The following is a 25,655-nucleotide window of genomic DNA, read 5'->3' as shown; positions in this document are numbered from 1 at the left end:
ATCTTTTAAGACGAGGTGAATGGCTATGAAAAATCAACTTGCTCTTAGCGGAGAACAAATTGTTGAAAAAATTTATCCTCAACTATTGCACCACGTCTGTATGATTCGTGGGGAATACTTGTTGAGAGAGCTTAATCAAAACATCCTATTACCAAGTTGTCAGCAATTTGTAAAAGATTATCTAGAGACTATCTGCTCCTTGTACTCAGATGAGGAGATCTGGTATCGTTTTTCTGAATTAACGAATACAGAAGCCAATTGTTTAGTGGGGACTAGAGAGTTTTTTGACGAAGGGCATCCCTTGTTTGGCTATAGAGGAACAAGGCGTTTACTGGCGTGCTTGGATGAATTTCAGGATGAAGCAAATGTCGTTACAGATGTTTATCAAACCAATCCCAATCTGTCTCTTATTTTTCCTTTTGTCAATGATGCCGACCAGTTAAAGGAAGCTATTAGAGTATTGCGTCAGCAGGGTTTTACTGGGAAAATTGCCACGATGATTGAATTACCGTCAGCTTATTTTGACTTGGACAGAATAATGGAAACGGGCATTTCAAAGATTGTAGTTGGAATGAATGATTTGACTTCCTTTGTTTTTGCGACTGTGAGAAACAGTCAATGGCATGATATGGAAAATCCAATTATGTTAGATATGTTGAGACAGATGAAGGATAAAGCAAGGAAGAACAAGATTGATTTTGCTGTAGCAGGCTATCTGAACACTTCTTTTATACAAAAAATGAATCAGATGGATATCGAATGCATTCTCCATTACAGTTCTATTCCAGATATTTTTAATTTAGAGATTGACCATCCAGACCATCTCAAACACATAAAAGAAGAAAGTAAAAAATTACAAAGGAGATACCTATGACACCGCAAGAAATGTGGAATGCCTACAAGAAAATCAATCCTTCGATTGGAGATGAAATCGATGCTTGGGCTTTTGGAGTGGAAGCAGATCTCTTGGCAGATTTGGTTTTAAAAGGAGAAAAGACAGCAACAGCGTCAGCCTATGACCTCTACGCACTAGAAGATGAACCCCTTCCGCAAGTAGGAACCTTTGACGTCATTTTAGACAGTCAAAATCAGGCTGTCTGTATTGTTGAAATTACAAAGGTTTCCGTTCAGCCTTTCAATCAAGTGTCAGCTGACCATGCCTTCAAAGAAGGGGAAGGTGACAAATCCATAGCCTATTGGCGTCAGGTTCATGAGGATTTTTTCGCCGAGTGGTTGAGAGAAGCAGGACTGACTTTTACACCTGAAAGCAAGGTTGTTTTAGAAGAATTTCGCAAGGTCTACCCCCTGTAGACTATTAGAAGGAAGAAAGTTTTGGAAATCGCTGTCCAATCCTTTTTTCTTAGGCAAAACATGTTATAATAAGTTTGTTTGAAGAAGAGCAGCAGCTCTTAAACTTAGAATAGGAGAAAACTATGCAAGCAGTTGAACATTTTATTAAGCAATTTGTTCCTGAACACTATGATTTATTTTTAGACTTGAGTCGTGAGACCAAGACGTTTTCTGGGAAGGTGACCATCACTGGTCAAGCACAGAGTGACCGTATTTCCCTTCATCAAAAAGACTTGGAAATCGCTTCTGTAGAAGTTGCAGGTCAAGCTCGTCCATTTACGGTTGATCATGACAATGAAGCCCTTCATTTTGAACTTGCGGAAGCAGGTCAAGTTGAAGTGGTTATCGCTTTCTCAGGAAAAATTACAGACAACATGACAGGGGTTTACCCATCTTACTACACAGTTGATGGAGTCAAGAAGGAAGTCTTGTCTACTCAGTTCGAGAGCCATTTTGCGCGTGAAGCTTTCCCATGTGTGGATGAGCCAGAAGCTAAAGCAACTTTTGACCTCTCTCTACGTTTTGACCAAGCCGAAGGTGAATTGGCCTTGTCTAATATGCCAGAAATCGATGTTGAAAATCGTAAGGAAACAGGTATCTGGAAGTTTGAGACAACACCTCGCATGTCTTCTTACTTGTTGGCCTTTGTTGCGGGTGATTTGCAAGGTGTGACGGCTAAGACTAAAAACGGTACTCTTGTAGGTGTTTACTCAACGAAAGCCCACCCACTATCTAACCTTGATTTCTCACTGGATATCGCTGTTCGCTCAATCGAGTTTTACGAAGATTACTATGGAGTTAGGTACCCAATCCCTCAATCTCTCCACATCGCCCTTCCTGACTTCTCGGCTGGAGCTATGGAAAACTGGGGTCTGGTGACCTACCGTGAAGTTTACTTGGTTGTGGATGAGAACTCTACCTTTGCCAGCCGTCAACAAGTTGCCCTTGTTGTAGCCCATGAATTGGCTCACCAATGGTTTGGTAACCTTGTTACTATGAAATGGTGGGATGACCTTTGGCTCAATGAAAGCTTTGCTAATATGATGGAGTACGTCTGTGTGGATGCCATTGAGCCAAGCTGGAATATCTTTGAAGATTTCCAAACAGGTGGTGTTCCGTCTGCCTTGAAACGTGATGCGACTGATGGTGTTCAGTCTGTTCACGTCGAAGTTAAACATCCAGATGAAATCAATACGCTCTTTGATGGCGCTATCGTCTATGCCAAAGGAAGTCGTCTTATGCACATGCTTCGCCGTTGGCTAGGTGATGCCGATTTTGCCAAAGGTTTGCATGCCTACTTTGAAAAACATCAATACAGCAATACAATTGGTCGTGACCTTTGGGATGCTCTTGGTCAAGCGTCTGGACGTGATGTCGCAGCCTTCATGGATTCTTGGTTGGAACAACCTGGTTATCCAGTTCTCACTGTCAAAGTTGAAAATGATGTCTTGAAGATTTCACAAAGACAATTCTTTATCGGTGAGCACGAAGATAAGAACCGTCTCTGGGTTGTGCCACTAAACAGCAACTGGAAAGGCTTGCCTGATACACTTGAAACTGAAAGTATCGAAATCCCTGGCTATGCAGCCCTTCTTGCTAAAAACAAAACAGCACTTCGCCTCAACACAGAAAATACAGCCCACTACATTACTGACTATCAAGGAGACTTGTTAGATGCTGTTCTTGCTGAGCTAGAGACACTTGATAACACAAGCAAACTGCAAATTGTTCAAGAACGTCGCTTGCTTGCTGAGGCAGGGCACATTTCTTATGCAGACTTGCTCCCAGTCCTTGATAAACTTGCCAAGGAAGAGTCTTACCTTGTTGTTTCAGCTGTTTCTCAAGTGATTTCGGCCCTTGAGCGCTTTATCGATGAAGGAACAGAAGCTGAAACAGCCTTCAAAGCACTAGTTGCTAAATTAGCTCGTCACAACTATGACCGTCTTGGTTTTGAAGCTAAAGATGGCGAATCAGATGAGGATGAATTGGTTCGTCAGTTGGCTGTTTCGATGATGATTCGCTCAAATGATGCAGAAGCTAGTCAAGTCGCTAGCCAAATCTTAGCGACTTACAGGGAGAATCTTGCAGGACTTCCAGCAGCTATTCGCTCACAAGTTCTGATCAATGAGATGAAACATCATGAGACTAAAGACTTGTTAGCACTTTATCTTGATACCTATACTCACGCAACAGATGCGGTCTTTAAACGTCAGTTGGCAGCGGCTCTTGCCTATAGTACAGATGCGGATAATATCCAAACCTTGATTGCTTCTTGGAAGGACAAATTTGTGGTTAAACCACAGGACTTGTCTGCTTGGTATTACCAATTCTTAGGTCATCAAGCAACTCAGGAAACAGCTTGGTCTTGGGCGCGTGAAAACTGGGCTTGGATTAAGGCAGCTCTTGGAGGAGATATGAGCTTTGATAGCTTTGTTATCCTTCCTGCTCACGTATTTAAGACTCAGCAACGTTTGGCAGAGTACAAGGAATTCTTTGAGCCACAACTTTCTGACCTTGCTCTTAGCCGTAACATCGGTATGGGAATCAAGGAAATTGCAGCGCGTGTTGACTTGATTAACCGTGAAAAAGCTGCAGTGGAAGCAGTCGTTCTTCAATACGAAAATGCATAAATAAGCCTAAAATAAAAAGAAAACTCAGCTATCTCATGTAAAATGCAGAGAGTTGAGTTTTTTTTAAGGCAAATTTGGTATAATAGTTTTAATAAGGAGGAGTTTCTCATGATAAAAATCTTATTGGTTGAGGATGACCTAGGTCTGTCAAATTCAGTATTTGACTTTTTAGACGATTTTGCGGATGTTATGCAGGTATTTGATGGGGAAGAGGGTCTCTACGAAGCTGAAAGTGGTGTCTATGACTTGATTTTGCTGGATTTGATGTTGCCAGAAAAAAATGGTTTCCAAGTCTTAAAAGAATTGCGTGAAAAGGGAATTACGACACCAGTTCTGATTATGACTGCCAAGGAAAGTTTGGATGACAAAGGACATGGATTTGAACTGGGAGCGGATGATTATCTGACCAAGCCTTTCTACCTAGAAGAACTCAAAATGCGGATTCAGGCCCTTCTCAAACGTTCAGGTAAGTTTAATGAAAATACGCTATCTTATGGAGATATTCTCATCAATTTATCAACCAATACCGTTAAGGTTGAAGATACTCCAGTCGAATTGCTGGGGAAAGAGTTCGATTTACTAGTTTATTTCCTTCAAAATCAAAATGTTATTTTGCCTAAGACGCAGATTTTTGATCGTCTATGGGGATTTGATAGTGACACAACGATTTCAGTTGTCGAAGTTTATGTTTCAAAAATCCGTAAGAAATTAAAAGGAACCACTTTTGCAGAGAATTTGCAAACCTTGCGCAGTGTTGGGTATATTTTAAAAGATGTTCAGTAAACTAAAAAAAACATGGTATGCGGATGATTTTAGTTATTTTATCCGCAACTTTGGTGTCTTCACTCTGATTTTCTCTACAATGACTCTGATTATTTTGCAGGTCATGCATTCGAGTCTCTATACTTCGGTGGATGATAAACTCCACGGACTGAGTGAAAATCCTCAAGCAGTTATTCAACTGGCAGTGAATAGGGCAACAGAAGAGATTAAAGATTTAGAAAATGCTAGGGCGGACGCTAGTAAAGTAGAAATAAAACCTAATGTCAGTTCCAATACGGAAGTCATTCTCTTTGATAAGAACTTTACTCAACTTCTTTCTGGAAATCGATTTTTGGGCTTGGATAAGATTAAGTTAGAGAAGAAAGAACTAGGACATATCTATCAGATTCAGGTTTTTAATAGCTATGGACAGGAAGAAATCTATCGCATGATTTTGATGGAAACCAATATCAGTTCGGTTTCAACCAATATCAAGTATGCTGCTGTCTTGATAAATACCAGTCAGTTGGAGCAGGCCAGTCAAAAGCATGAGCAATTGATTGTGGTCGTGATGGCTAGTTTCTGGATTTTGTCTTTGCTTGCCAGTCTCTATCTAGCTAGGGTCAGTGTTCGTCCTCTGCTTGAGAGTATGCAGAAGCAACAGTCCTTTGTGGAAAATGCCAGTCATGAGTTACGGACTCCACTTGCAGTTTTGCAAAATCGCTTAGAGACCCTCTTTCGTAAGCCAGAAGCTACCATTATGGATGTGAGTGAAAGCATTGCATCGAGTTTGGAAGAAGTCCGAAATATGCGGTTTTTGACGACAAACTTGTTGAATTTAGCTCGGAGAGATGATGGGATTAAGCCGGAACTTGCAGAAGTTCCAACCAGTTTTTTCAATACGACTTTCACAAACTATGAGATGATTGCTTCTGAAAATGACCGTGTCTTTCGTTTTGAAAATCGGATCCATCGTCCGATTGTCACAGATCAGCTTCTCTTGAAGCAGTTGATGACCATCCTATTTGATAATGCTGTCAAGTATACTGAAGAGGATGGTGAGATTGATTTTCTTATCTCGGCGACCGATCGTAATCTGTATTTGCTAGTTTCCGATAATGGAGTCGGTATTTCGACAGAAGATAAGAAGAAAATTTTTGATCGTTTTTATCGAGTCGACAAGGCTAGAACCCGTCAAAAAGGTGGTTTTGGTTTAGGATTGTCCCTAGCCAAGCAAATTGTAGATGCCTTAAAAGGAACCATTACTGTTAAAGATAATAAGCCAAAGGGAACAATCTTTGAAGTGAAGATTGCCATCCACACATCATCTAAAAAGAAAAAATAAACATATCGCTCCGGATGGGGCGATATTTTGTATTATGTGACTTTCGGTCCGTCTCACTAAGTCAGGTGTGAGACAGGCAAACCACCCACTATGCGGGTGCGCGTCGAAGGTTATACCAAAAAAACTCCGAACGCGATACAATAAAGGTGTTAAAGCCAATTGTAAAGCGAAAGGAGAAAAATATGGCACAAAAGGCTCATAGTTTATCGCACACAAAGTGGCACTGTTCTATCATATTGTGTTCACCCCTAAGTATAGACGAAAAGTCATCTATAATCAATATCGAAGTAGTTTAGGCGAAATATTTCATCGTTTGTGTAGTTATAAAGGAGTTGAAATTATCCAGTGAATGATTTCTTCACGAGTATGAAAATTTGAGAACTAGTAAAGCATGATATAGTACTAGAGAAATTAAGTGTAAAAGAATATGAGGATTCTTTTAGGGATAGTAGTAAGTAATACTAAAGCTTCTTTAAGATGCAAGTGACGAGTCAAGAGCAATAAGGCTTGAGCAAAGTGAAAGTCAGCGTCTTTAGGCGCTGGTTGGTAATTTAGGCAATAATTAAAATGATATAAAAATCTTGACAGATAAACTTAAAAAAGGTAAACTATTTACTGGTTAATTAAATGGTTAAATAACCGGTTTAGAAAAATTGTTTAACCGAGAAAAAGAAGTTAAGAAAAAGCTTCATCATTTATTGAAATGAGGGATTTATGAAATTCAGTAAAAAATATATAGCAGCTGGATCAGCTGTTATCGTATCCTTGAGTCTATGTGCATATGCACTAAACCAGCATCGATCGCAGGAAAATAAGGACAATAATCGTGTTTCTTATGTGGATGGTAGTCAGCCCAGTCAGAAAAGTGAAAACTTGACACCAGACCAGGTCAGCCAAAAAGAAGGAATTCAGGCTGAGCAAATTGTCATCAAAATTACAGATCAGGGCTATGTGACGTCACACGGTGACCACTATCATTACTATAACGGGAAAGTTCCTTATGATGCTCTCTTTAGTGAAGAACTTCTGATGAAGGATCCAAACTACCAACTTAAAGATGGAGATATTGTCAATGAGGTCAAGGGTGGCTACATTATCAAGGTCAATGGAAAATATTATGTCTACCTGAAAGATGTAGCTCATGCTGATAATGTTCGAACCAAGGATGAAATCAATCGTCAAAAACAAGAACATGTCAAAGATAATGAGAAGGTCAGCTCTGATGTTGCTGTAGCAAGGTCTCAGGGACGCTATACGACAGATGATGGTTATGTCTTTAATCCAGCTGATATTATCGAAGATACTGGTGATGCTTATATCGTTCCTCACGGAGGTCACTACCACTATATTCCAAAAAGTGATTTGTCTGCTAGTGAATTAGCAGCAGCAAAAGCTCATTTAGCTGGCAAAAATACGCAACCGAGCCAGTTAAGCTATTCTTCAGCAGCTAGTGACAATAATACGCAATCTGTAGCACAAGGCTCAACTAGCAAGCCAGCAAATAAAGCTGAAAATCTCCAAAGTCTTTTGAAAGAACTCTATGATTCACCTAGTGACCAACGTTACAGTGAATCAGATGGCTTAGTCTTTGACCCTGCTAAGATTATCAGTCGTACACCAAATGGAGTTGCGATTCCACATGGCGACCATTACCACTTTATTCCTTACAGCAAGCTTTCTCCTTTAGAAGAAAAGATTGCCAGAATGGTGCCTATCAGTGGAACTGGTTCTACAGTTTCTACAAATGAAAAACCTCATGAAATAGTGTCTAGTCTAGGAAGTCTTTCAAGTAGTCCATCTACTTTGAATCATGCCTCATTACTTACAAATAAGCCTATCTCTTCAACATCTGATGGTTATATCTTTAATCCTAAAGATATTGTCGAAGAAACTGCTACAGCTTATATTGTAAGACATGGTGATCATTTCCATTACATTCCAAAATCGACCGTAATTGGACAACCGACTCTTCCAAATAATGGTCTAACAACACCTTCGCCATCTCTTGCAGCCAATCCTAGTGTTTCACATGAGGAACATGAAGAAGATGGGCACGGCTTTGATGCTAATCGTATTATTGCGGAAGATGCGGCAGGCTTTGTCATGACTCATGGTAACCACAATCATTACTTCTTCAAGAAGGACTTGTCAGCAGAGCAAATTAAGGCAGCGCAAGACCACTTGAAAGGGGTAAATACAGCTACACCAAATCCAGCTCATGATGACGATCACGATGGCGATGAGCATGACCACCATCATGGTGAAGATCACGATCACGGTTTTGATGCCGATCGTGTCATTAGTGAGGATGATCAAGGATTTATCATGAGTCACGGAGACCACAATCATTACTTCTTCAAAAAGGATTTGACAGCTGATCAAATTAAGGAAGCTCAGGAACATTTGAAAACACATCATGATGCAGAGCCTGTTCAACCACTTGCAAAATCTGTTGAATCATTCTCTAAAGATGCTAGTGATGAAGAAAAAATAGCTTATATTTCTAAGACCTATGGGGTTCCACTTGAAGCTATTAGAATTTCAAAAGGTTTCTTTGTATTTAATAATCCTGACCAAGCCTACGATCCAACTCATATCCATCCCTATGCTGTTCGTAAGGAACACGTTCGACTTCCACTCCAAACTGGAAATCCTGAACTTGATTTCCTAAATGAACTTTATACGACTGCCTTACGTGATCGCGTATCACCTTATCGTTTGCAGGTTGAAAACGGCAGTTTTGTGATCCCTCATGGAGACCACAATCACTACATCAAGGTTCAAACTAAGGGCTATGAAGTAGCCTTGAAAAACAAAATTCCAGCCCTGAAATCCAACTATCAGCCTGGGGCCTTTGATGAGAAAACAGTTTTAGCAAAAGTAGATCAACTTCTTGCTGAAAGTCGAAACGTCTATAAAGACGATCCAATCAAACAAAGACAGATTGAGTTAGCCTTAGGACAGTTTACTGAAAATATGAAGAAACTAGCAACTAACTCTACAGCAGGTTATCTTGCGACACTTGATCTCTTTGATAAGCAATATATCCATATTGATGAAAGTGTCAAACCTGTTGAAACAAGTGCTTTAGATAAGAAATATCAGGCCTTGATCGATAAAATCAATACACTAGATACTGACTCTTATGGACTTCCTAAAAAAGACCTTCTCGTTCGACTCCAAGAGGCTAAGTTGGCTAAAGATGAAGCTGCTTTAGTAGCAGTTGAATCACAACTTCAAGCTCTTCAAGACTTTAATGATCGTACTGGTGATACAACAGTGGAATATATCAAGTACTTCTATGAGCATGTAACTGATGGTCGTTTAAGTGATGAGCTTCGTAGTAAAGTAGCTAATTTGACTTTTACTTTATATCAATCTCAATCCTTCCGTAAGGCTGTGGACTTGAATAAACTGTTCCCAAGCATTTACCAAACAAAACAAGAAGTAGAAGAGGCTTTGAAAAATCAGCCAGCTTCTACAAAAGTAAATGAAACAGTTTTAGATAAAGAAACAGTTGATAACCAATCTGCTAAGCAAGCGATTTATGAATTTTTGAAAGATCTTTATCCTGATCTTAAAAAAGAAGAGCATGTCAATCATGTTAGCAAGGAAGAAGTAGAAAGTCTCTTGAGCAAGGCAAATCAACTCTTGGAGCAAATCCAAGAAGAAGGAATCAGACAATCTTTGGCAGAAGAAGTAGAAAATCTCAAAGCTGCTACAAACAAGGCTGATGCAGACTTGGATGAAGTAAACAGCCAGGTGAAAGATGTTTTGACTCGTATCGCTAGTGCTCTTCAACAAGAGAAAGAAAATGCTGAACAAGATCCTCAGACACTTGTACTCTATCAAAAACTCTACGATATTCTCATATCGCTTCACTCTTATTTAGAAAGTAATAATGGTTCTGATGAGGACTTTGATAAAGTGGATGCATTACTAGATCAACTTTCTGCTAAGAGTAAAGACAAAGCAGCTTTACTTGAATTGACAAAAGCTATTCTAGTTTTGAATCACCAAATCCAGTCAAAATCAAGCACAAGCGAAGAAACAAATCCAGCAAGAAATGCCGAGGCAAATGGAGATAACACCAGTGCTGAGAACCAACCAAACGCAACTGCAGAATCTAACAGTGAAACTGCTAGCGACGAAAACAAACCGAGCAACGCAACAGATTCTAAACCTGCTGAATCAGCTTCAGAAAAGGAAACAACAGAGTATACAACAAGTACTGGAAACTAAGAAAAACCAGCAGAATAAAAAAGTTGGTAGATAAAAAAGTTTGTGGTCGTAGATCTAGGAGATTTTCCCATTCAAGGCTGTTTCCTATTTCTCATTGTAATTATAAACCATGGCAACATAAGAAAACGAGCATTTCCTGCTCTTTGTCAACTGTAGTGGGTTGAAGAAAAGCTAAGCTCGAGAAAGGACAAATTTCGTCCTTTCTTTTTTGATGTTCAGAGCGATAAAAATCCGTTTTTTGAAGTTTTCAAAGTTCCGAAAACCAAAGGCATTGCGCTTGATAAGTTTGATGAGATTATTGGTCGCTTCCAGTTTGGCGTTAGAATAGTGTAGTTGAAGGGCGTTGACAATTTTCTCTTTATCTTTAAGGAAGGTTTTAAAGACAGTCTGAAAAAAGAGGATGAACCTGCTTTAGATTGTCCTCAATGAGTCCAAAAAATTTCTCTGGTTCCTTATTCTGAAAGTGAAAAAGCAAGAGCTGATAGAGATGATAGTGGTGTTTCAAGTCTTCTGAATAGCTCAAAAGCTTGTCAAGAATCTCTTTATTGGTTAAGTGCATATGAAAAGTAGGGCGATAAAATCGCTTATCACTGAGTTTACGACTATCTTGTTGAATGAGCTTCCAGTAACGTTTGATGGCTTTGTATTCATGGGATTTTCGATCGAACTGATTCATGATTTGAACACGGACACGACTTATAGCACGGCTGAGATGTTGGATAATATGGAAACGATCTAGAACGATTTTAGCACATGGGAGTGAAACAGTCTGGGAGACTGTTTCAGCCTGAGCCTAGAAATTCGAAAGCGAAGCTGTTTAGCTAAGGCATAGTAGGGACTAAACATATCCATAGTAATGATTTTCACTCGACATCGGACGGCTCTATCATATTTAAGAAAGTGATCACGAATGACAGCTTGTGTTCTACCCTCAAGAACAGTGATGATGTTGAGATTATCAAAATCTTGTGCAATAAAACTCATCTTTCCCTTAGTGAAGGCATACTCGTCCCAGGACATAATCTCAGGAAGACGAGAAAAATCATGCTTAAAGTGGAAATCATTGAGCTTTCGAATGACAGTTGAAGTTGAAATGGAAAGCTGATGGGCAATATCGGTCATAGAAGTCTTTTCAATTAACTTTTGAGCAATTTTTTGATTGATAATACGAGGAATTTGGTGATTCTTCTTGACGAGTGAGGTCTCGGCGACCATCATTTTCGAGCAATGATAGCACTTGAAACGACGCTTTCTAAATAGAATTCTAGTAGGCATACCGGTCGTTTTGAGGTAAGGAATCTTAGAAGGTTTTTGAAAGTCATATTTTTTCATTTGACTTCCACAATAAGGACAAGATGGAGCATCGTAGTCCAGTTTGGCGATGATTTCTTTGTGTGTATCCCTATTGATGATATCTATAATTTGAATATTAGGGTCTTTAATGTCTAGTAGTTTTGTGATAAAATGTAATTGTTCCATATGATTCTTTCTAATGAGTTGTTTGATCGCTTTTCATTATAGGTCATATGGGACTTTTTTTCTACCCTAAAATAGGCTCCATAATATCTATAGGGATTTACCCACTACAAATATTATAGAGCCGCATTTCCAACTGAGGAGGTGCTCGTTTTTTGATAGTTAGAAGTAGTTTTTATCCGTCTATTTAGAGTTGATTACAAATGATCTTGAAAGAAATTATTGACTTGAATGTGGATATAAGATTTATTCACTGATTATAATGTTTAAATAGCGCTCCAAAGCAAAGAATTATCCTCATGAGTATGAATCTTATAAATTAACTAGCTCCAAACCGTGTTCTGTTATGCGATAGATGATCGAGCAAACTTCTTTTAAGAAACGACGGTCATGCGAAACAGTGATGAGACCACCAGGATAGGTGGCAAAGAGTTTTCTGATTTGGGGTTGAGAAGTGGGAGAAAAGTTTCGTGTAGGTTCATCCAGCAGGAGAAAGTTGGGTTTGCGCAAGACTAAATCCAAAAGCAGGAGTTTACCCTGTTGCCCGCCAGATAAGGAGCGAATTTGATACTGCATTTCTGGATAACTGAAATTGAGACTGGCTAGGTGAGATTGGATTTTTTGTAGTTCCTCTTTTTCCCCAGTTTTGCTGAGATAGGCTATTGGGGATAAATCTAATTGTAGTTTTTTATGGTAATCTTGTGGCATAACACCAAGTGAAATCTCTCTTTTGGCACTTAGTAGTTGCTGTAACTTGGCTAACAGAGTTGATTTTCCAACACCATTTGGGCCGATGATACCAATTTTTTCTTGGCCACGGATAGTTAGTTGTAGTTCTTGCACCAAAATTCGCTCGCCAATGGACAAATTTTCTTTTTCCAGTTGGATTAATACTTTAGAAGTCGCTAATGGCTGTATATCTGAGAAGAAAAGTCTGATTTCTTCCTCTTCAAGTGGTTTTTGGGTCATGGACTGAGCTATCTTTTCAAAGCGTTTTTCTTGAGAGAGAACATTTTTCATTTTTTTAGCCAATAGGCGACCGGCAGTACTGTCTTTAGTAGCTCGAAGCGCAGTTTCTACATTTTGCTTGACTCGCCGATGTTTTTCCATGGTTTTATCGTAGGCTCTTTGGTCGTTGGCTGCTTGCTGGCTTTGTCTGGCCAAATTAGCCTTTCTCTGCTCACTATAACTATCATAGTCTAAATGCTCTACTAGTGTTTCCGCTTCTTTACGGTGCTTGACCAGTCGCAAGTGGACAATAGTGTCTGCCGTTTCAGAAAGAAAGTCCTCATCATGGGAAATGAAAATAACGGTTTGCCTAATCTTTCGAATCTGACCTTTTAGCCAGTCAACCGTCTCAAGGTCTAGGTCATTTGAAGGTTCATCTAAAAATAGAATCTCAAAGGGTTTGGCTAACTCATGGATGAGCTGAATTTTCAAAGCTTCGCCCCCCGAAAGGCTTCCAATCTCTTGAACGCTAGCGAAACGGTTGCTATCAAAGTGTAACTCCTCAGCCAAACGATAGAGGATACTGTAGTCTAAATCAGCAAAATCCAAAAAGAAGTAGTCGTGTAGACTTTTCTTTTTCAGCTCTTCGGGGAGTTTTTGAGGAATGTAGGCTATTGATTGATAATCAGATTGAATGTCTCCCCTGATAGTGAAATCAGGTAAAGTTTCTCCCATTAAAGTTTTAATCAAGGTTGATTTGCCATTTCCTTCCTCTCCAATAATAGCTATCTTTTCCCCGTCTTGGATGGTCATGTTTAAGTCTGAGACAAGGTCTCGTAAATCTTTGTTTTGTGTGATGGTCAGGTGATTGATTTTTATCATATGATTGCCCTTTCTAGAATGTCGATAGTGCATAACAAAAAGCTCTACTTTATCTAGTAGAGCCCAAAGTCACTGTCAAAACTCTATTATCCTCGTTGAAAAGCTCGTCAAACTAGCTTAGGATTGCCTAATCCAACTCAAGAGGAGCAGATGGTTAGCCTTCTAGTTTTTTGATTTTCAATGAGGATAAGATACTAGAAAATCTAGTATGAAAAGAGCACACAAAAAGAGACAAAAACAAGATCTACTAAATAAAGTTTCTTTATTTGATAGACTTAGTTGTTCATGTCTCCCTTACCTCCGAGTATTAGTATCTTTATCCTATACCTTTAAGGAAATTTTGTCAACAGAAAACTGACAATTCTAATCTCTAAAATCCGAAAACAGGTCCATAGAGAGTCAGTACGTGTTTGATATGCTCGTAATGGAATTTATCATAGTTTCGCCAAGCAGTGCGTGCTTGATCATTCAGTTTTAGGCTACCAAGACCAATCAGAAGACTGGTACGTTGGTAAAATTTCTCAAGGTCGATTAAAATACTGTTGTCCAACTTTTCCGCTTTTTTGAGCTCTTGCAGAGTAGTGTTTAGCAGCTCTTGCAGTCGAATATCATCTGCCCTACCCTGTTTGCAGCTTTGGAAACTTTTATTTAACTCGGATAGGAGTTGGGTTGCATTAGTAATGAGTTCTTTGTCTTTCATGTGAGCATCCTCCTTGCTCTGATGTATTATTGCCTATAGTATGGCACTAAAAAATGTCATAGTAAACATGTTAAAAAATCGAATGTTAATTAAAAAGTTTGGTGGGCTGATTTGTAGGCTTTTCATGGTATAATCAAGAGAGTAAATCTTTATGGAGGAAGTATGAAATTAAATATTCAAGAAATTCGTAAGCAGTCTGAAGGCTTGCATTTTGAACAAACGTTAGACCTAGCTGCAGACCTGCGTGCACGCAATCAAGAAATTTTAGATGTAAAAGATATCCTTGCAGTTGGGAAAGTACAGTACGAAGACCGTATGTATTTCTTAGATTATCAACTATCTTATACCATTGTTCTTGCTTCAAGTCGCAGTATGGAACCAGTTGAGTTAGTTGAATCTTATCCAGTAACGGAAGTTTTCATGGAAGGTGCAACTAACCAACTAGATCAGGAAGTTTTAGACGATGATTTGGTCTTGCCTATCGAAAATGGAGAACTTGACCTTGCTGAGAGCGTGTCAGATAATATCCTTCTCAACATTCCTATCAAGGTCTTGACGGCTGAAGAAGAGGCTGGTCAAGGATTTGTTTCAGGAAATGACTGGCAAATCATGACAGAAGAAGAATACCAAGCCCAACAGGCAGTTAAGAAAGAAGAAAACAGTCCTTTTGCTGGCTTACAAGGACTATTTGACGGAGACGAATAATGGTCTTGTCAAAAAAACGAGCACGAAAAGTGCTGGAAGAAATAATTGCTCTGTTTCCAGATGCCAAGCCCAGTCTTGATTTTACCAATCATTTTGAACTACTAGTTGCGGTCATGTTGTCAGCTCAGACAACGGATGCAGCGGTAAATAAGGCTACACCAGGTCTCTTTGCTGCCTTTTCAACGCCACAAGCCATGTCTGTAGCGACAGAGAGTGAGATTGCTTCACACATTTCTCGCCTGGGACTGTATCGGAATAAGGCTAAATTCCTTAAAAAATGTGCCCAACAGTTACTAGATGATTTTGATGGCCAAGTTCCTCAAACACGTGAGGAATTGGAAAGTCTTGCAGGAGTTGGTCGCAAGACAGCCAATGTTGTCATGAGTGTGGGCTTTGGGATTCCAGCCTTTGCAGTGGATACTCATGTGGAGCGTATCTGCAAACACCACGATATTGTCAAAAAATCAGCGACACCGCTTGAGGTGGAAAAGCGGGTCATGGATATCTTGCCACCGGAGCAGTGGTTAGCTGCCCATCAGGCCATGATTTATTTTGGAAGAGCCATTTGCCATCCTAAAAATCCAGAGTGTGACCAGTACCCACAGTTATATGACTTTAGCAATTTATAAGCAATTTATAAGATGGGGTTTCAAAAGTTTTTGCTTGATTTTAAGCATGCTTTGTGCTATAGTATTTGATAACTAAATATTCCTTTAAACCTGTCCCGTGAGGCAGGCAAGGAGAACGATTAAGTAGTAGGGTGAAGTCTATACTGTTTGCAGTAGGGCTCGCTTGGCTATACATTTCAAGTCTCCTTGTTTAAGGAGACTTTTCTTTTTGGAGGTTTGTCATGAAGGCAAAAGAAGTTGTAGACGAATTGACTGTCAAACGAGCGATTACGCGTATTACTTATGAGATTATCGAACGCAACAAAGATTTGAATAAAATCGTCTTGGCTGGTATTAAAACTCGTGGTGTCTTTATCGCCCACCGAATCCAAGAACGTTTGGAACAGCTAGAAAATCTTTCAGTTCCTGTTGTGGAATTGGATACTAAACCTTTCCGTGATGATGTTAAAAGTGGAGAAGATACTTCTTTGGTTTCTGTCGATGTGACAGACCGCGAAGTTATCTTGGTGGATGATGTGCTCTATACAGGTCGTACCATCCGTGCTGCTATTGATAATATTGTAGGTCATGGTCGTCCTGCGCGCGTGAGTTTAGCAGTTCTAGTCGATCGTGGACATAGAGAATTGCCAATCCGTCCAGATTACGTTGGAAAAAACATACCAACTAGTCGTTCTGAAGAAATCATCGTAGAGATGGCAGAACTTGATGGCCAAGATAGAGTTCTGATTACTGAAGAAGCTTAGAAAGCTAAAGGAGTAGCCATGTCAGTAAATCAACAAGCATTAAACCATGTGGTGTCCATGGAAGACCTCACTGTCGATCAAGTGATGAAATTGATCAAGCGAGGAATTGAGTTTAAAAATGGAGCTCAGCTTCCCTATGAGGACCATCCGATTGTTTCCAATCTTTTCTTTGAGGATTCTACACGAACGCATAAGTCCTTTGAAGTGGCAGAGATTAAACTGGGATTGGAGCGACTTGACTTTGATGTGAAGACTAGTTCAGTCAATAAGGGTGAGACACTTTATGATACCATTTTGACTCTGTCTGCTTTAGGAGTGGATGTCTGTGTGATTCGCCACCCTGAGGTTGACTACTACAGAGAGTTAATTGCAAGTCCGACGATTACGACTTCCATCATCAATGGTGGAGATGGTTCGGGTCAACACCCTAGCCAGAGCTTGCTTGATTTGATGACTATTTATGAGGAATTTGGTCACTTTGAGGGTCTCAAGGTTGCGATTGCAGGTGACTTGGACCACTCACGCGTTGCTAAATCCAATATGCAGATTTTGAAACGCTTGGGAGCTGAACTTTATTTTGCTGGACCTGAGGAATGGAGAAGTCAAGAGTTTGCAGATTATGGACAGTTTGTAACCATTGATGAAATCATTGATCAGGTGGATGTCATGATGTTTCTCCGTGTGCAACATGAACGCCATGATAGTGGAGCTGTCTTTTCAAAAGAAGACTACCATGCCCAACATGGCTTGACTCAAGAACGTTATGACCGTTTGAAAGAAACAGCAATCCTTATGCACCCAGCCCCAGTCAACCGTGATGTAGAAATCGCAGACCACTTGGTTGAAGCACCAAAATCACGGATTGTCCAACAAATGACCAATGGTGTCTTTGTTCGAATGGCAATCTTAGAATCCGTACTGGCGAGTAGAAACGCCAACTAAAACACAAGACGTTAAAAGACGCCAGTGAGCGTCCACGAGAGGTGAAAATATGACAAAAAGACTTCTAGTATTAGAAGATGGCACAGTTTTTGAAGGCAAGGCCTTCGGAGCAGATATTGATGTAACAGGCGAAATCGTCTTTAATACAGGTATGACCGGCTACCAAGAATCCATTACAGACCAGTCTTATAATGGACAAATCTTGACCTTTACTTATCCTTTGGTGGGAAATTATGGAATTAATCGTGATGATTACGAATCCATCATTCCAACTTGTAAAGGAGTCGTTGTTTTTGAAGAAGCACGAAGAGCAAGCAACTGGCGCAACCAAATGACCTTGGATGAATTTTTGAAAGCCAAGAAAATTCCGGGTATTTCTGGAATTGATACGCGTGCACTTACCAAGATTATCCGTAAGCATGGTACGATGCGTGCAACCTTGACTCATGTTGGAGATAGTATGGACCATGTGACGGACCAGCTCCAAGCAACAGTTTTGCCGACAGATAATATCAAGCAGGTTTCTACTAAAACATCCTATCCAGCTCCAGGAGTTGGTTTGAGCGTGGTTCTAGTGGACTTTGGTCTTAAGCACTCAATTCTACGTGAACTTTCTAAACGCAACTGTAACGTGACAGTTGTTCCCTATTCGACAACGGCTGAAGAAATTCTCCATCTCAATCCTGACGGAGTTATGTTGTCAAACGGTCCAGGTAACCCAGAAGATGTTCCACAGGCACTGGATATGATTCGTGGTGTGCAAGGGAAAATTCCAATCTTTGGTATTTGTATGGGGCATCAACTCTTTGCAATGGCAAATGGTGCTAAGACCTACAAGATGAAATTTGGACACCGTGGATTCAACCATGCGGTACGCGAAATTGCTACAGGACGTGTGGATTTTACAAGTCAAAACCATGGTTATGCAGTTAGCCGTGAGGATTTGCCAGAACACTTGATTATCACCCACGAAGAAATCAATGACAAGTCAGTTGAAGGTGTGCGTCACAGATACCAACCTGCTTTCTCTGTTCAATACCACCCAGACGCAGCCCCTGGTCCACACGACGCAAGCTACCTATTCGACGAGTTTATCGAGATGATGGAAGCTTTTAAACAATCAAACTAAGAACGAGTAAAAGCTTGTCGGAGAATTTATTTAACTGAACTCGGACGGAAAGCTTGGAATTTAGAGAAACCAATTTGGATTGTCAATCCTTCCTTGGTTTCCTAAAATTCAATCGCTTTCTATTCGTCCTTTGTATCTTATTTAATGGCAACCCGAGAGTTGCCGAATAGAAAGGCAGGTCGTTTCTTTTAGTCGCTATCAGGCGAACTAAAAACTCCCTGCACTAGATTTTTTACCGAAAAGTATCGTTTCGCTAAAAAATCGTCGGAGAATTTATTTAATGGCAACCCGAGAGTTGCCGAATAGAAAGGAGAAGATACATTGTTCGCGGAAGTGAACACGTCCTAAGAACTGTGTGAAAAAGATAAACATCGTCTTGACGCTAAAGGCGTCTGCACCGAGTTTCCTATTTTCACTGTGTTCTCTACGGGCTTTGTATCATAAACTATGCCTAAACGTACTGATATTCAAAAAATTATGGTGATTGGTTCTGGTCCGATTATTATTGGTCAGGCTGCTGAGTTTGACTATGCTGGAACCCAGGCTTGCTTGTCGTTGAAAGAGGAAGGTTATGAGGTTGTCTTGGTTAACTCAAATCCTGCAACCATCATGACGGATAAGGAAATTGCTGATAAGGTTTATATTGAACCGATTACACTTGAGTTTGTGACACGTATTCTTCGTAAGGAGCGTCCAGATGCCTTGCTACCAACACTCGGTGGTCAGACAGGTCTCAACATGGCCATGGAATTATCTAAAAATGGTATTCTTGATGAGCTTGGTGTTGAGCTTCTGGGAACTAAATTATCTGCCATTGACCAAGCGGAGGACCGTGACCTCTTTAAACAATTGATGGAAGAGCTCAACCAACCCATTCCAGAATCTGAAATTGTAAACACTGTTGAAGAAGCTGTTGCCTTTGCAGCAACAATTGGCTACCCAGTCATCGTTCGTCCAGCCTTTACCCTAGGTGGTACTGGTGGTGGAATGTGTGCTAATGAGGAAGAATTGCGTGAAATCGCTGAAAATGGATTGAAATTGTCACCTGTGACCCAATGTTTGATTGAACGTTCAATCGCAGGTTTCAAGGAAATCGAATACGAAGTGATGCGCGACTCGGCTGACAATGCCCTGGTTGTTTGTAACATGGAAAACTTTGACCCAGTTGGGATTCACACAGGGGATTCCATCGTATTTGCCCCTGCCCAAACCATGTCAGATTATGAAAACCAAATGCTACGTGACGCGAGCTTGAGCATTATCCGCGCTCTCAAGATTGAAGGTGGGTGTAACGTTCAGCTAGCCCTTGATCCGCATAGCTTCAAATACTATGTCATCGAAGTAAACCCCCGTGTATCACGTTCTTCAGCCCTTGCTTCAAAGGCGACAGGTTATCCGATTGCTAAGTTAGCTGCTAAGATTGCCGTCGGTTTGACTTTGGATGAGGTCATCAACCCAGTTACAGGTTCAACCTATGCCATGTTTGAACCAGCCCTTGACTACGTGGTTGCCAAGATTCCTCGTTTCCCATTTGACAAGTTTGAAAAAGGTGAGCGCCGTCTGGGTACCCAGATGAAGGCGACTGGAGAAGTTATGGCAATTGGTCGTAACATCGAAGAATCTCTCCTTAAGGCCTGTCGCTCCCTTGAAATTGGGGTGCACCACAATGAAATGCCTGAACTTGCAGCAGTTTCTGATGATTCCTTGATTGAAAAAGTAGTCAAAGCACAAGATGACCGCCTCTTCTACGTATCAGAAGCCATTCGCCGTGGCTACACACCAGAAGAAATTGCTGAATTGACTAAGATTGATATATTCTATCTTGATAAACTCTTGCATATCTTTGAAATTGAGCAAGAATTGGGTGCCCATCCACAAGATCTAGAAGTTTTGAAAACAGCTAAACTTAATGGCTTCTCAGACCGTAAGATTGCTGAACTTTGGGAAACGACTGCAGACCAAGTTCGTCAGCTTCGTTTGGAAAACAAGATTGTCCCAGTCTACAAGATGGTCGATACTTGTGCGGCAGAGTTTGACTCTGAAACACCATATTTCTATTCAACCTATGGTTGGGAAAACGAGTCTATCAAGTCTGATAAGGAATCCGTTCTAGTCCTAGGTTCAGGTCCAATCCGTATCGGTCAAGGGGTCGAGTTTGACTACGCAACTGTTCATTCAGTTAAGGCTATTCAGGCGGCTGGTTATGAAGCCATCATCATGAATTCAAACCCAGAGACCGTTTCTACAGACTTCTCTGTGTCTGACAAGCTCTACTTTGAACCATTGACTTTTGAAGATGTTATGAACGTCATTGACTTGGAGCAACCAAAGGGTGTTATCGTTCAGTTTGGTGGTCAAACAGCTATCAACCTTGCGGAGCCATTGGCAAAAGCAGGTGTGACCATCCTTGGTACACAGGTCGCTGACCTAGACCGTGCCGAAGACCGTGACCTCTTTGAGCAAGCTCTAAAAGATTTGGACATTCCACAGCCACCAGGACAAACGGCTACCAATGAAGAAGAAGCAGTGCTTGCAGCTCGCAAGATTGGCTTCCCAGTCTTAGTTCGCCCATCTTATGTTTTAGGTGGACGTGCCATGGAAATCGTTGAAAATGAAGAAGACCTTCGTTCTTACATGCGAACTGCTGTTAAGGCTAGTCCAGACCACCCAGTTCTTGTTGACTCTTACATCGTTGGGCAAGAGTGCGAAGTTGATGCCATTTCAGATGGTAAAAATGTACTCATTCCTGGTATCATGGAGCATATCGAACGTGCTGGTGTCCACTCAGGTGACTCAATGGCCGTTTACCCACCACAAACCTTGTCGCAAAAGGTTCAGGAAACCATTGCAGACTACACAAAACGCCTAGCAATCGGTCTTAACTGCCTTGGAATGATGAACATCCAGTTTGTCATCAAGGATGAAAAAGTCTATGTTATTGAGGTCAATCCACGTGCTAGCCGTACGGTGCCATTCCTTTCTAAGGTAACCAATATCCCTATGGCACAAGTAGCAACCAAGCTCATTCTTGGTCAAAGTTTATCAGAACTTGGCTACCAAGATGGACTTTACCCTGAAAGCACCCGCGTTCATATCAAGGCACCTGTCTTCTCCTTCACAAAACTAGCTAAGGTAGACAGCTTGCTCGGTCCTGAAATGAAGTCAACAGGGGAAGTTATGGGTTCTGATACGACTTTGGAAAAAGCTCTCTATAAGGCCTTTGAAGCTTCTTACTTACACTTGCCAACTTTTGGTAACGTTGTATTTACTATCGCAGATGATGCCAAAGAAGAAGCCTTGGACTTGGCTCGTCGTTTCCAAAATATTGGCTATGGAATCCTCGCGACAGAAGGGACAGCAGCCTTCTTTGATAGTTATGGCCTGCAAGCTCAACCAGTTGGTAAGATAGGTGATGACGATAAGGATATTCCAAGCTTTGTTCGCAAAGGAAGAATCCAAGCTATCATTAACACAGTTGGAACAAAACGAACTGCTGACGAAGATGGTGAGCAAATTCGCCGTTCAGCCATTGAACACGGGGTGCCACTCTTCACAGCGCTAGATACAGCTAATGCCATGCTCAAAGTATTGGAAAGCCGTAGTTTTGTCACAGAAGCGATCTAGTTGAGAAAGAATTTTCACAGTTTTAAAGCCAGCGTCAGAAAACGCTGGCTTTTGCGACATTAGTGCAGGCTATTCAACTATCAGTTCTTCACTCAAGAATGATGATGAACTGTGATGCGATAAGAATAAATTGGGAATGGCTTATGATGTTAATCGTTCACCTTTTTTGTAATTCTAGTATATCAGAGTCAATATATATTTGCATGCTACTCCCTTTTGTAAAAATGGTCATTTCAGGTGAAAAAAACGACATTTCAGATTTTCTGTTCCAGAAATAGCTATCGCTATGATATAATTATTTTATGATTATTACTATTCCTATAAAAAACCAAAAAGATATTGGTACACCATCTGATTCAGTCGTTGTTCTCGGCTATTTTGATGGTATACACAAGGGGCATCAAGAATTATTTCGTGTTGCCAATAAGGCTGCGAGAAAAGATTTATTGCCTATCGTCGTTATGACCTTTAATGAATCTCCAAAGATCGCTTTAGAGCCTTATCATCCTGATCTGTTTTTACATATTTTAAATCCTGCTGAACGTGAGAGGAAATTAAAGCGTGAAGGTGTAGAAGAATTATATCTCCTTGATTTTAGTAGTCAATTCGCTAGTCTCACGGCAGAAGAATTTTTTGCAACTTATATCAAGGCTATGAATGCCAAAATTATTGTTGCAGGTTTTGATTATACATTTGGTTCTGACAAAAAAACAGCAGAAGATTTAAAGAATTACTTTGATGGAGAAGTTATCATTGTTCCACCTGTGGAAGATGAGAAAGGAAAAATCAGTTCAACTCGTATCCGTCAAGCTATTTTAGATGGAAATGTGAAAGAAGCAGGAGAACTTTTGGGGGCACCGCTTCCATCCAGAGGTATGGTGGTTCATGGTAATGCTCGTGGTCGTACGATTGGTTATCCAACAGCTAATTTAGTGCTTTTAGACCGTACTTATATGCCAGCAGATGGCGTTTATATCGTTGATGTTGAGATTCAAAGACAGAAGTATCGTGCTATGGCTAGTGTCGGGAAAAACGTGACCTTTGATGGAGAAGAAGCACGTTTTGAAGTCAATATTTTTGATTTTAATCAAGATATTTATGGGGAAACCGTCATGGTTTATTGGCTTGATCGCATTCGAGATATGACCAAATTTGACTCAGTTGACCAATTAGTGGATCAGTTAAAGACTGATGAAGAAGTAGCTCGGAATTGGTCTTAAGAGCTTGAGTAAACAAAAAAGAGGTTGTCTGTAACCCAAAAGATAGATGATTTAGTCTAACTTTTGAGGTCACGACATTACCTCTTTTTATTCTTTTTCAAAGGTAAATCCTTCTCCAAGGATTTCGTGGGCTTCTGTAATAGTTATAAAAGCTTGAGGATCGATTCGATGAATCATTTCCTTCATTTTCACAATTTCATTTCTACCGACAATACAGTAGATGATTTTCAAATTTTCTTTGCTGTAGTAGCCTTGACCGGAAATAAAAGTAACACCTCTTCCTAGGTCATCATTAATTGCTTTAGCAAGTTGGTCGGGACGTTTTGTGATAATCATAAAACCTTTGCCAGCGTAGCCACCTTCACCAATCAAATCAATGACACGCGAAACGATAAAATCAAATAAGAGCGTGTAGGAAACCAATCTCAAGTCCTTGAAGATTAAGAGAATGAGCATGAGAATACAAAAATCTAAGATAAAGAGCAATTTCCCCATAGATATATGAGTGTATTTATTGAGAATACGAGCTAGAATATCAGTTCCGCCAGTTGTACCACCAGCATTAAAAATAATTCCAAGGCCAATTCCCAATAGGATTCCTGCTATAAGGGCTGTGATTAGTAAATCACCTTGAAGATCAATATGAAGGGGAATACGCTCAAAAAAAGCTAACCAGGCGGATAAGGCTAAGGTTCCTAGCAAACTAGAATAGAGGGATTTGGCTCCAAATATTTTCCAAGCTAGGATGAAAAGGGGAATGTTAATCAGCAGGTTCATGAGAGAAACAGGGATTTTAAAAAGATAAAAGGTGATGAGGGTAATACCTGTCGCCCCTCCTTCAAAGAGATGATGAGGGACTACAAAATAAGTCAGCCCAAAAGCATAAATAGCAGCACCTAGTAAAATGGTTAAAATGGGATAAATTTTTTTAATCATAGGACACCTCTTTTCTTATAAGTTGATTATATCAAATTTTTACGGAAAATTTGAGTGACTCCATTAGGATTTTTAATCTTTTTTTGATATAATTAAAAGTAAGAAAACCAATCTGAATCCTAAAATAGAAAGATTGATACTATGACAAAAATTAAGATTGTAACCGATTCATCTGTTACTATTGAACCAGAACTCGTAAAACAATTAGATATTACAATTGTTCCATTATCTGTAATGATTGATAATGTTGTTTATTCTGATGCTGATTTGAAAGAAGAAGGTAAATTTCTTCACTTGATGCAAGAAGCTAAGAATCTTCCAAAAACAAGTCAGCCACCTGTAGGTGTCTTTGCTGAAGTTTTTGAAGACCTATGCAAGGATGGTAGTCAGATTCTTGCTATTCATATGTCCCATGCTCTTTCGGGTACTGTAGAAGCAGCGCGTCAAGGTGCTAGCCTATCTACTGCCGACGTGACGGTTATCGATAGTTCCTTTACTGACCAAGCCTTGAAATTTCAAGTTGTTGAGGCTGCAAAATTAGCGCAAGAAGGCAAAGAGTTGGAGGAAATTTTATCTCACGTTGAAGAGGTAAAAAACCATACGGAGCTCTATATTGGCGTTTCAACTTTGGAAAATCTTGTCAAAGGTGGACGAATTGGCCGTGTAACTGGATTGTTGAGTTCTCTTCTTAATATCCGTGTTGTCATGCAAATGAAGGACCATGAATTGCAGCCAATTGTTAAAGGTCGTGGAGCTAAAACCTTTAAAAAATGGTTAGATGAGTTGACAACATCTCTATCTGAACGTTCTGTAGCAGAGATTGGAATTTCATATTCTGGTAGTGCTGATTGGGCAAAAGAGATGAAAGAAAGCTTACAAGCTTATGTTGAAAAGCCAATTTCTGTTTTAGAAACAGGTTCTATTATTCAGACTCATACAGGCGAGAATGCATGGGCTATTTTGGTACGTTACCATTCCTAAAAAAATAAAGAAAATGCGAATAAACAGCGCTTTTAACTTGACCTATAAGGGATTTTAGGATATGATTATATTTGTTAATTAGAAATTAATTTGGAGGAATCATTAACATGGCAAACAAACAAGATTTGATCGCTAAAGTAGCAGAAGCTACAGAATTGACTAAGAAAGACTCAGCAGCAGCAGTTGAAGCTGTATTTTCAGCAGTAGCTGACTACCTTGCAGCTGGTGAAAAAGTTCAATTGATCGGTTTTGGTAATTTTGAAGTTCGTGAGCGTGCTGCACGTAAAGGTCGCAACCCACAAACTGGTAAAGAAATCACAATTGCAGCTTCTAAAGTTCCAGCATTCAAAGCTGGTAAAGCTCTTAAAGACGCTGTTAAATAATCAGCCTTTAAAAAGCCTATTGTATCAA

General features: G+C 40.1%; 17 protein-coding genes and 3 pseudogenes. 16 read left to right on the top strand and 4 right to left on the bottom strand.

From position 1 onward, the window contains the following. Positions 1-25 precede the first annotated feature (25 nt). The 7 genes and pseudogenes from HT685_RS05195 to HT685_RS10280 all read left to right on the top strand — a co-directional run bounded on the left by HT685_RS05195 (position 26) and on the right by HT685_RS10280 (position 10,329). A pseudogene (locus tag HT685_RS05195) lies at positions 26-929 on the top strand (putative PEP-binding protein). Further along, positions 871-1,311 carry an ASCH domain-containing protein gene (locus HT685_RS05190; protein ID WP_173226553.1) on the top strand — a complete coding sequence of 147 codons (441 nt, stop codon included), beginning with the start codon at positions 871-873 and terminating at the stop codon, positions 1,309-1,311. Before HT685_RS05195 ends, HT685_RS05190 begins: the two are co-directional and overlap by 59 nt. A gap of 122 nt (positions 1,312-1,433) precedes the next feature. Continuing rightward, positions 1,434-3,980, top strand: coding sequence for a M1 family metallopeptidase (locus HT685_RS05185; RefSeq protein ID WP_173226551.1), 2,547 nt, complete (start codon positions 1,434-1,436; stop codon positions 3,978-3,980). A gap of 108 nt (positions 3,981-4,088) precedes the next feature. After that, positions 4,089-4,763: a two-component system response regulator CiaR gene (gene ciaR / locus HT685_RS05180; protein WP_061439305.1), complete on the top strand. Its 675-nt coding sequence runs from the start codon at positions 4,089-4,091 to the stop codon at positions 4,761-4,763. After that, positions 4,753-6,087: a two-component system sensor histidine kinase CiaH gene (gene ciaH / locus HT685_RS05175; protein ID WP_173226549.1), complete on the top strand. Its 1,335-nt coding sequence runs from the start codon at positions 4,753-4,755 to the stop codon at positions 6,085-6,087. Before ciaR ends, ciaH begins: the two co-directional genes overlap by 11 nt. 182 nt (positions 6,088-6,269) lie before the next feature. Beyond that, positions 6,270-6,433 (top strand): annotated as a pseudogene (locus HT685_RS10095) (transposase); the annotation flags it as partial. 368 nt (positions 6,434-6,801) lie between these two features. After that, positions 6,802-10,329, top strand: a complete 3,528-nt coding sequence (locus HT685_RS10280; protein WP_173251787.1) for a pneumococcal-type histidine triad protein — start codon at positions 6,802-6,804, stop codon at positions 10,327-10,329. Between the two features lie 171 nt (positions 10,330-10,500). On the opposite strand, the pseudogene HT685_RS05160 reads toward HT685_RS10280, so the two are convergent. From HT685_RS05160 to HT685_RS05150, 3 genes and pseudogenes are all read right to left on the bottom strand, one after another. Further along, positions 10,501-11,808 (bottom strand): annotated as a pseudogene (locus HT685_RS05160) (transposase). A 309-nt stretch (positions 11,809-12,117) separates the two neighbouring features. After that, positions 12,118-13,668: an ATP-binding cassette domain-containing protein gene (locus HT685_RS05155; RefSeq protein ID WP_173226545.1), complete on the bottom strand. Its 1,551-nt coding sequence runs from the start codon at positions 13,666-13,668 to the stop codon at positions 12,118-12,120. 337 nt (positions 13,669-14,005) lie between these two features. After that, positions 14,006-14,335, bottom strand: coding sequence for a hypothetical protein (locus tag HT685_RS05150; RefSeq protein WP_000653208.1), 330 nt, complete (start codon positions 14,333-14,335; stop codon positions 14,006-14,008). Between the two features lie 162 nt (positions 14,336-14,497). Between HT685_RS05150 and HT685_RS05145 the strand changes: the two genes are divergently transcribed. The 7 genes from HT685_RS05145 (at position 14,498) to HT685_RS05115 (ending at position 23,327) form a co-directional block, all read left to right on the top strand. Continuing rightward, entirely contained in the window at positions 14,498-15,040 is a 543-nt protein-coding gene (locus HT685_RS05145; RefSeq protein ID WP_000773212.1) for a DUF177 domain-containing protein, read from the top strand. After that, complete coding sequence (gene nth / locus HT685_RS05140) at positions 15,040-15,669, top strand: endonuclease III (protein ID WP_173226543.1); 630 nt, start codon at positions 15,040-15,042, stop codon at positions 15,667-15,669. Before HT685_RS05145 ends, nth begins: the two co-directional genes overlap by 1 nt. A 221-nt stretch (positions 15,670-15,890) precedes the next feature. After that, positions 15,891-16,412 (top strand): bifunctional pyr operon transcriptional regulator/uracil phosphoribosyltransferase PyrR, encoded by a 522-nt coding sequence (pyrR, locus tag HT685_RS05135; protein ID WP_000644747.1) that lies wholly within the window; start codon positions 15,891-15,893, stop codon positions 16,410-16,412. A gap of 18 nt (positions 16,413-16,430) precedes the next feature. Further along, entirely contained in the window at positions 16,431-17,354 is a 924-nt protein-coding gene (locus tag HT685_RS05130; RefSeq protein ID WP_000115770.1) for an aspartate carbamoyltransferase catalytic subunit, read from the top strand. 49 nt (positions 17,355-17,403) lie between these two features. Next, positions 17,404-18,483, top strand: a complete 1,080-nt coding sequence (locus HT685_RS05125) for a carbamoyl phosphate synthase small subunit (RefSeq protein WP_000166853.1) — start codon at positions 17,404-17,406, stop codon at positions 18,481-18,483. 447 nt (positions 18,484-18,930) lie between these two features. Further along, positions 18,931-22,107, top strand: coding sequence for a carbamoyl-phosphate synthase large subunit (gene carB, locus HT685_RS05120; RefSeq protein ID WP_173226541.1), 3,177 nt, complete (start codon positions 18,931-18,933; stop codon positions 22,105-22,107). 302 nt (positions 22,108-22,409) lie between these two features. Then, on the top strand, positions 22,410-23,327 hold the full coding sequence (locus tag HT685_RS05115; RefSeq protein ID WP_173226539.1) for a bifunctional riboflavin kinase/FAD synthetase: 918 nt from the start codon (positions 22,410-22,412) through the stop codon (positions 23,325-23,327). A gap of 87 nt (positions 23,328-23,414) precedes the next feature. On the opposite strand, the gene HT685_RS05110 is transcribed toward HT685_RS05115, so the two are convergent. Further along, a complete protein-coding gene (locus HT685_RS05110; RefSeq protein ID WP_000592063.1) occupies positions 23,415-24,263 on the bottom strand; it encodes a YitT family protein in 849 nt (282 codons plus the stop codon). A 141-nt stretch (positions 24,264-24,404) separates the two neighbouring features. On the opposite strand from HT685_RS05110, the gene HT685_RS05105 reads away from it, so the two are divergent. Both HT685_RS05105 and HT685_RS05100 read left to right on the top strand, forming a co-directional pair. Then, positions 24,405-25,244: a DegV family protein gene (locus tag HT685_RS05105; RefSeq protein ID WP_173226537.1), complete on the top strand. Its 840-nt coding sequence runs from the start codon at positions 24,405-24,407 to the stop codon at positions 25,242-25,244. A 107-nt stretch (positions 25,245-25,351) separates the two neighbouring features. Further along, a complete protein-coding gene (locus HT685_RS05100) occupies positions 25,352-25,627 on the top strand; it encodes an HU family DNA-binding protein (protein ID WP_001284642.1) in 276 nt (91 codons plus the stop codon). The last annotated feature ends 28 nt before the right edge of the window (positions 25,628-25,655 follow it).

Source organism: Streptococcus sp. 5004 (assembly GCF_013276755.1).
Lineage (GTDB): Bacteria > Bacillota > Bacilli > Lactobacillales > Streptococcaceae > Streptococcus.
Note: the sequence above shows the minus strand (reverse complement) of the source record. Positions and strands in the feature narration are given on the sequence as shown.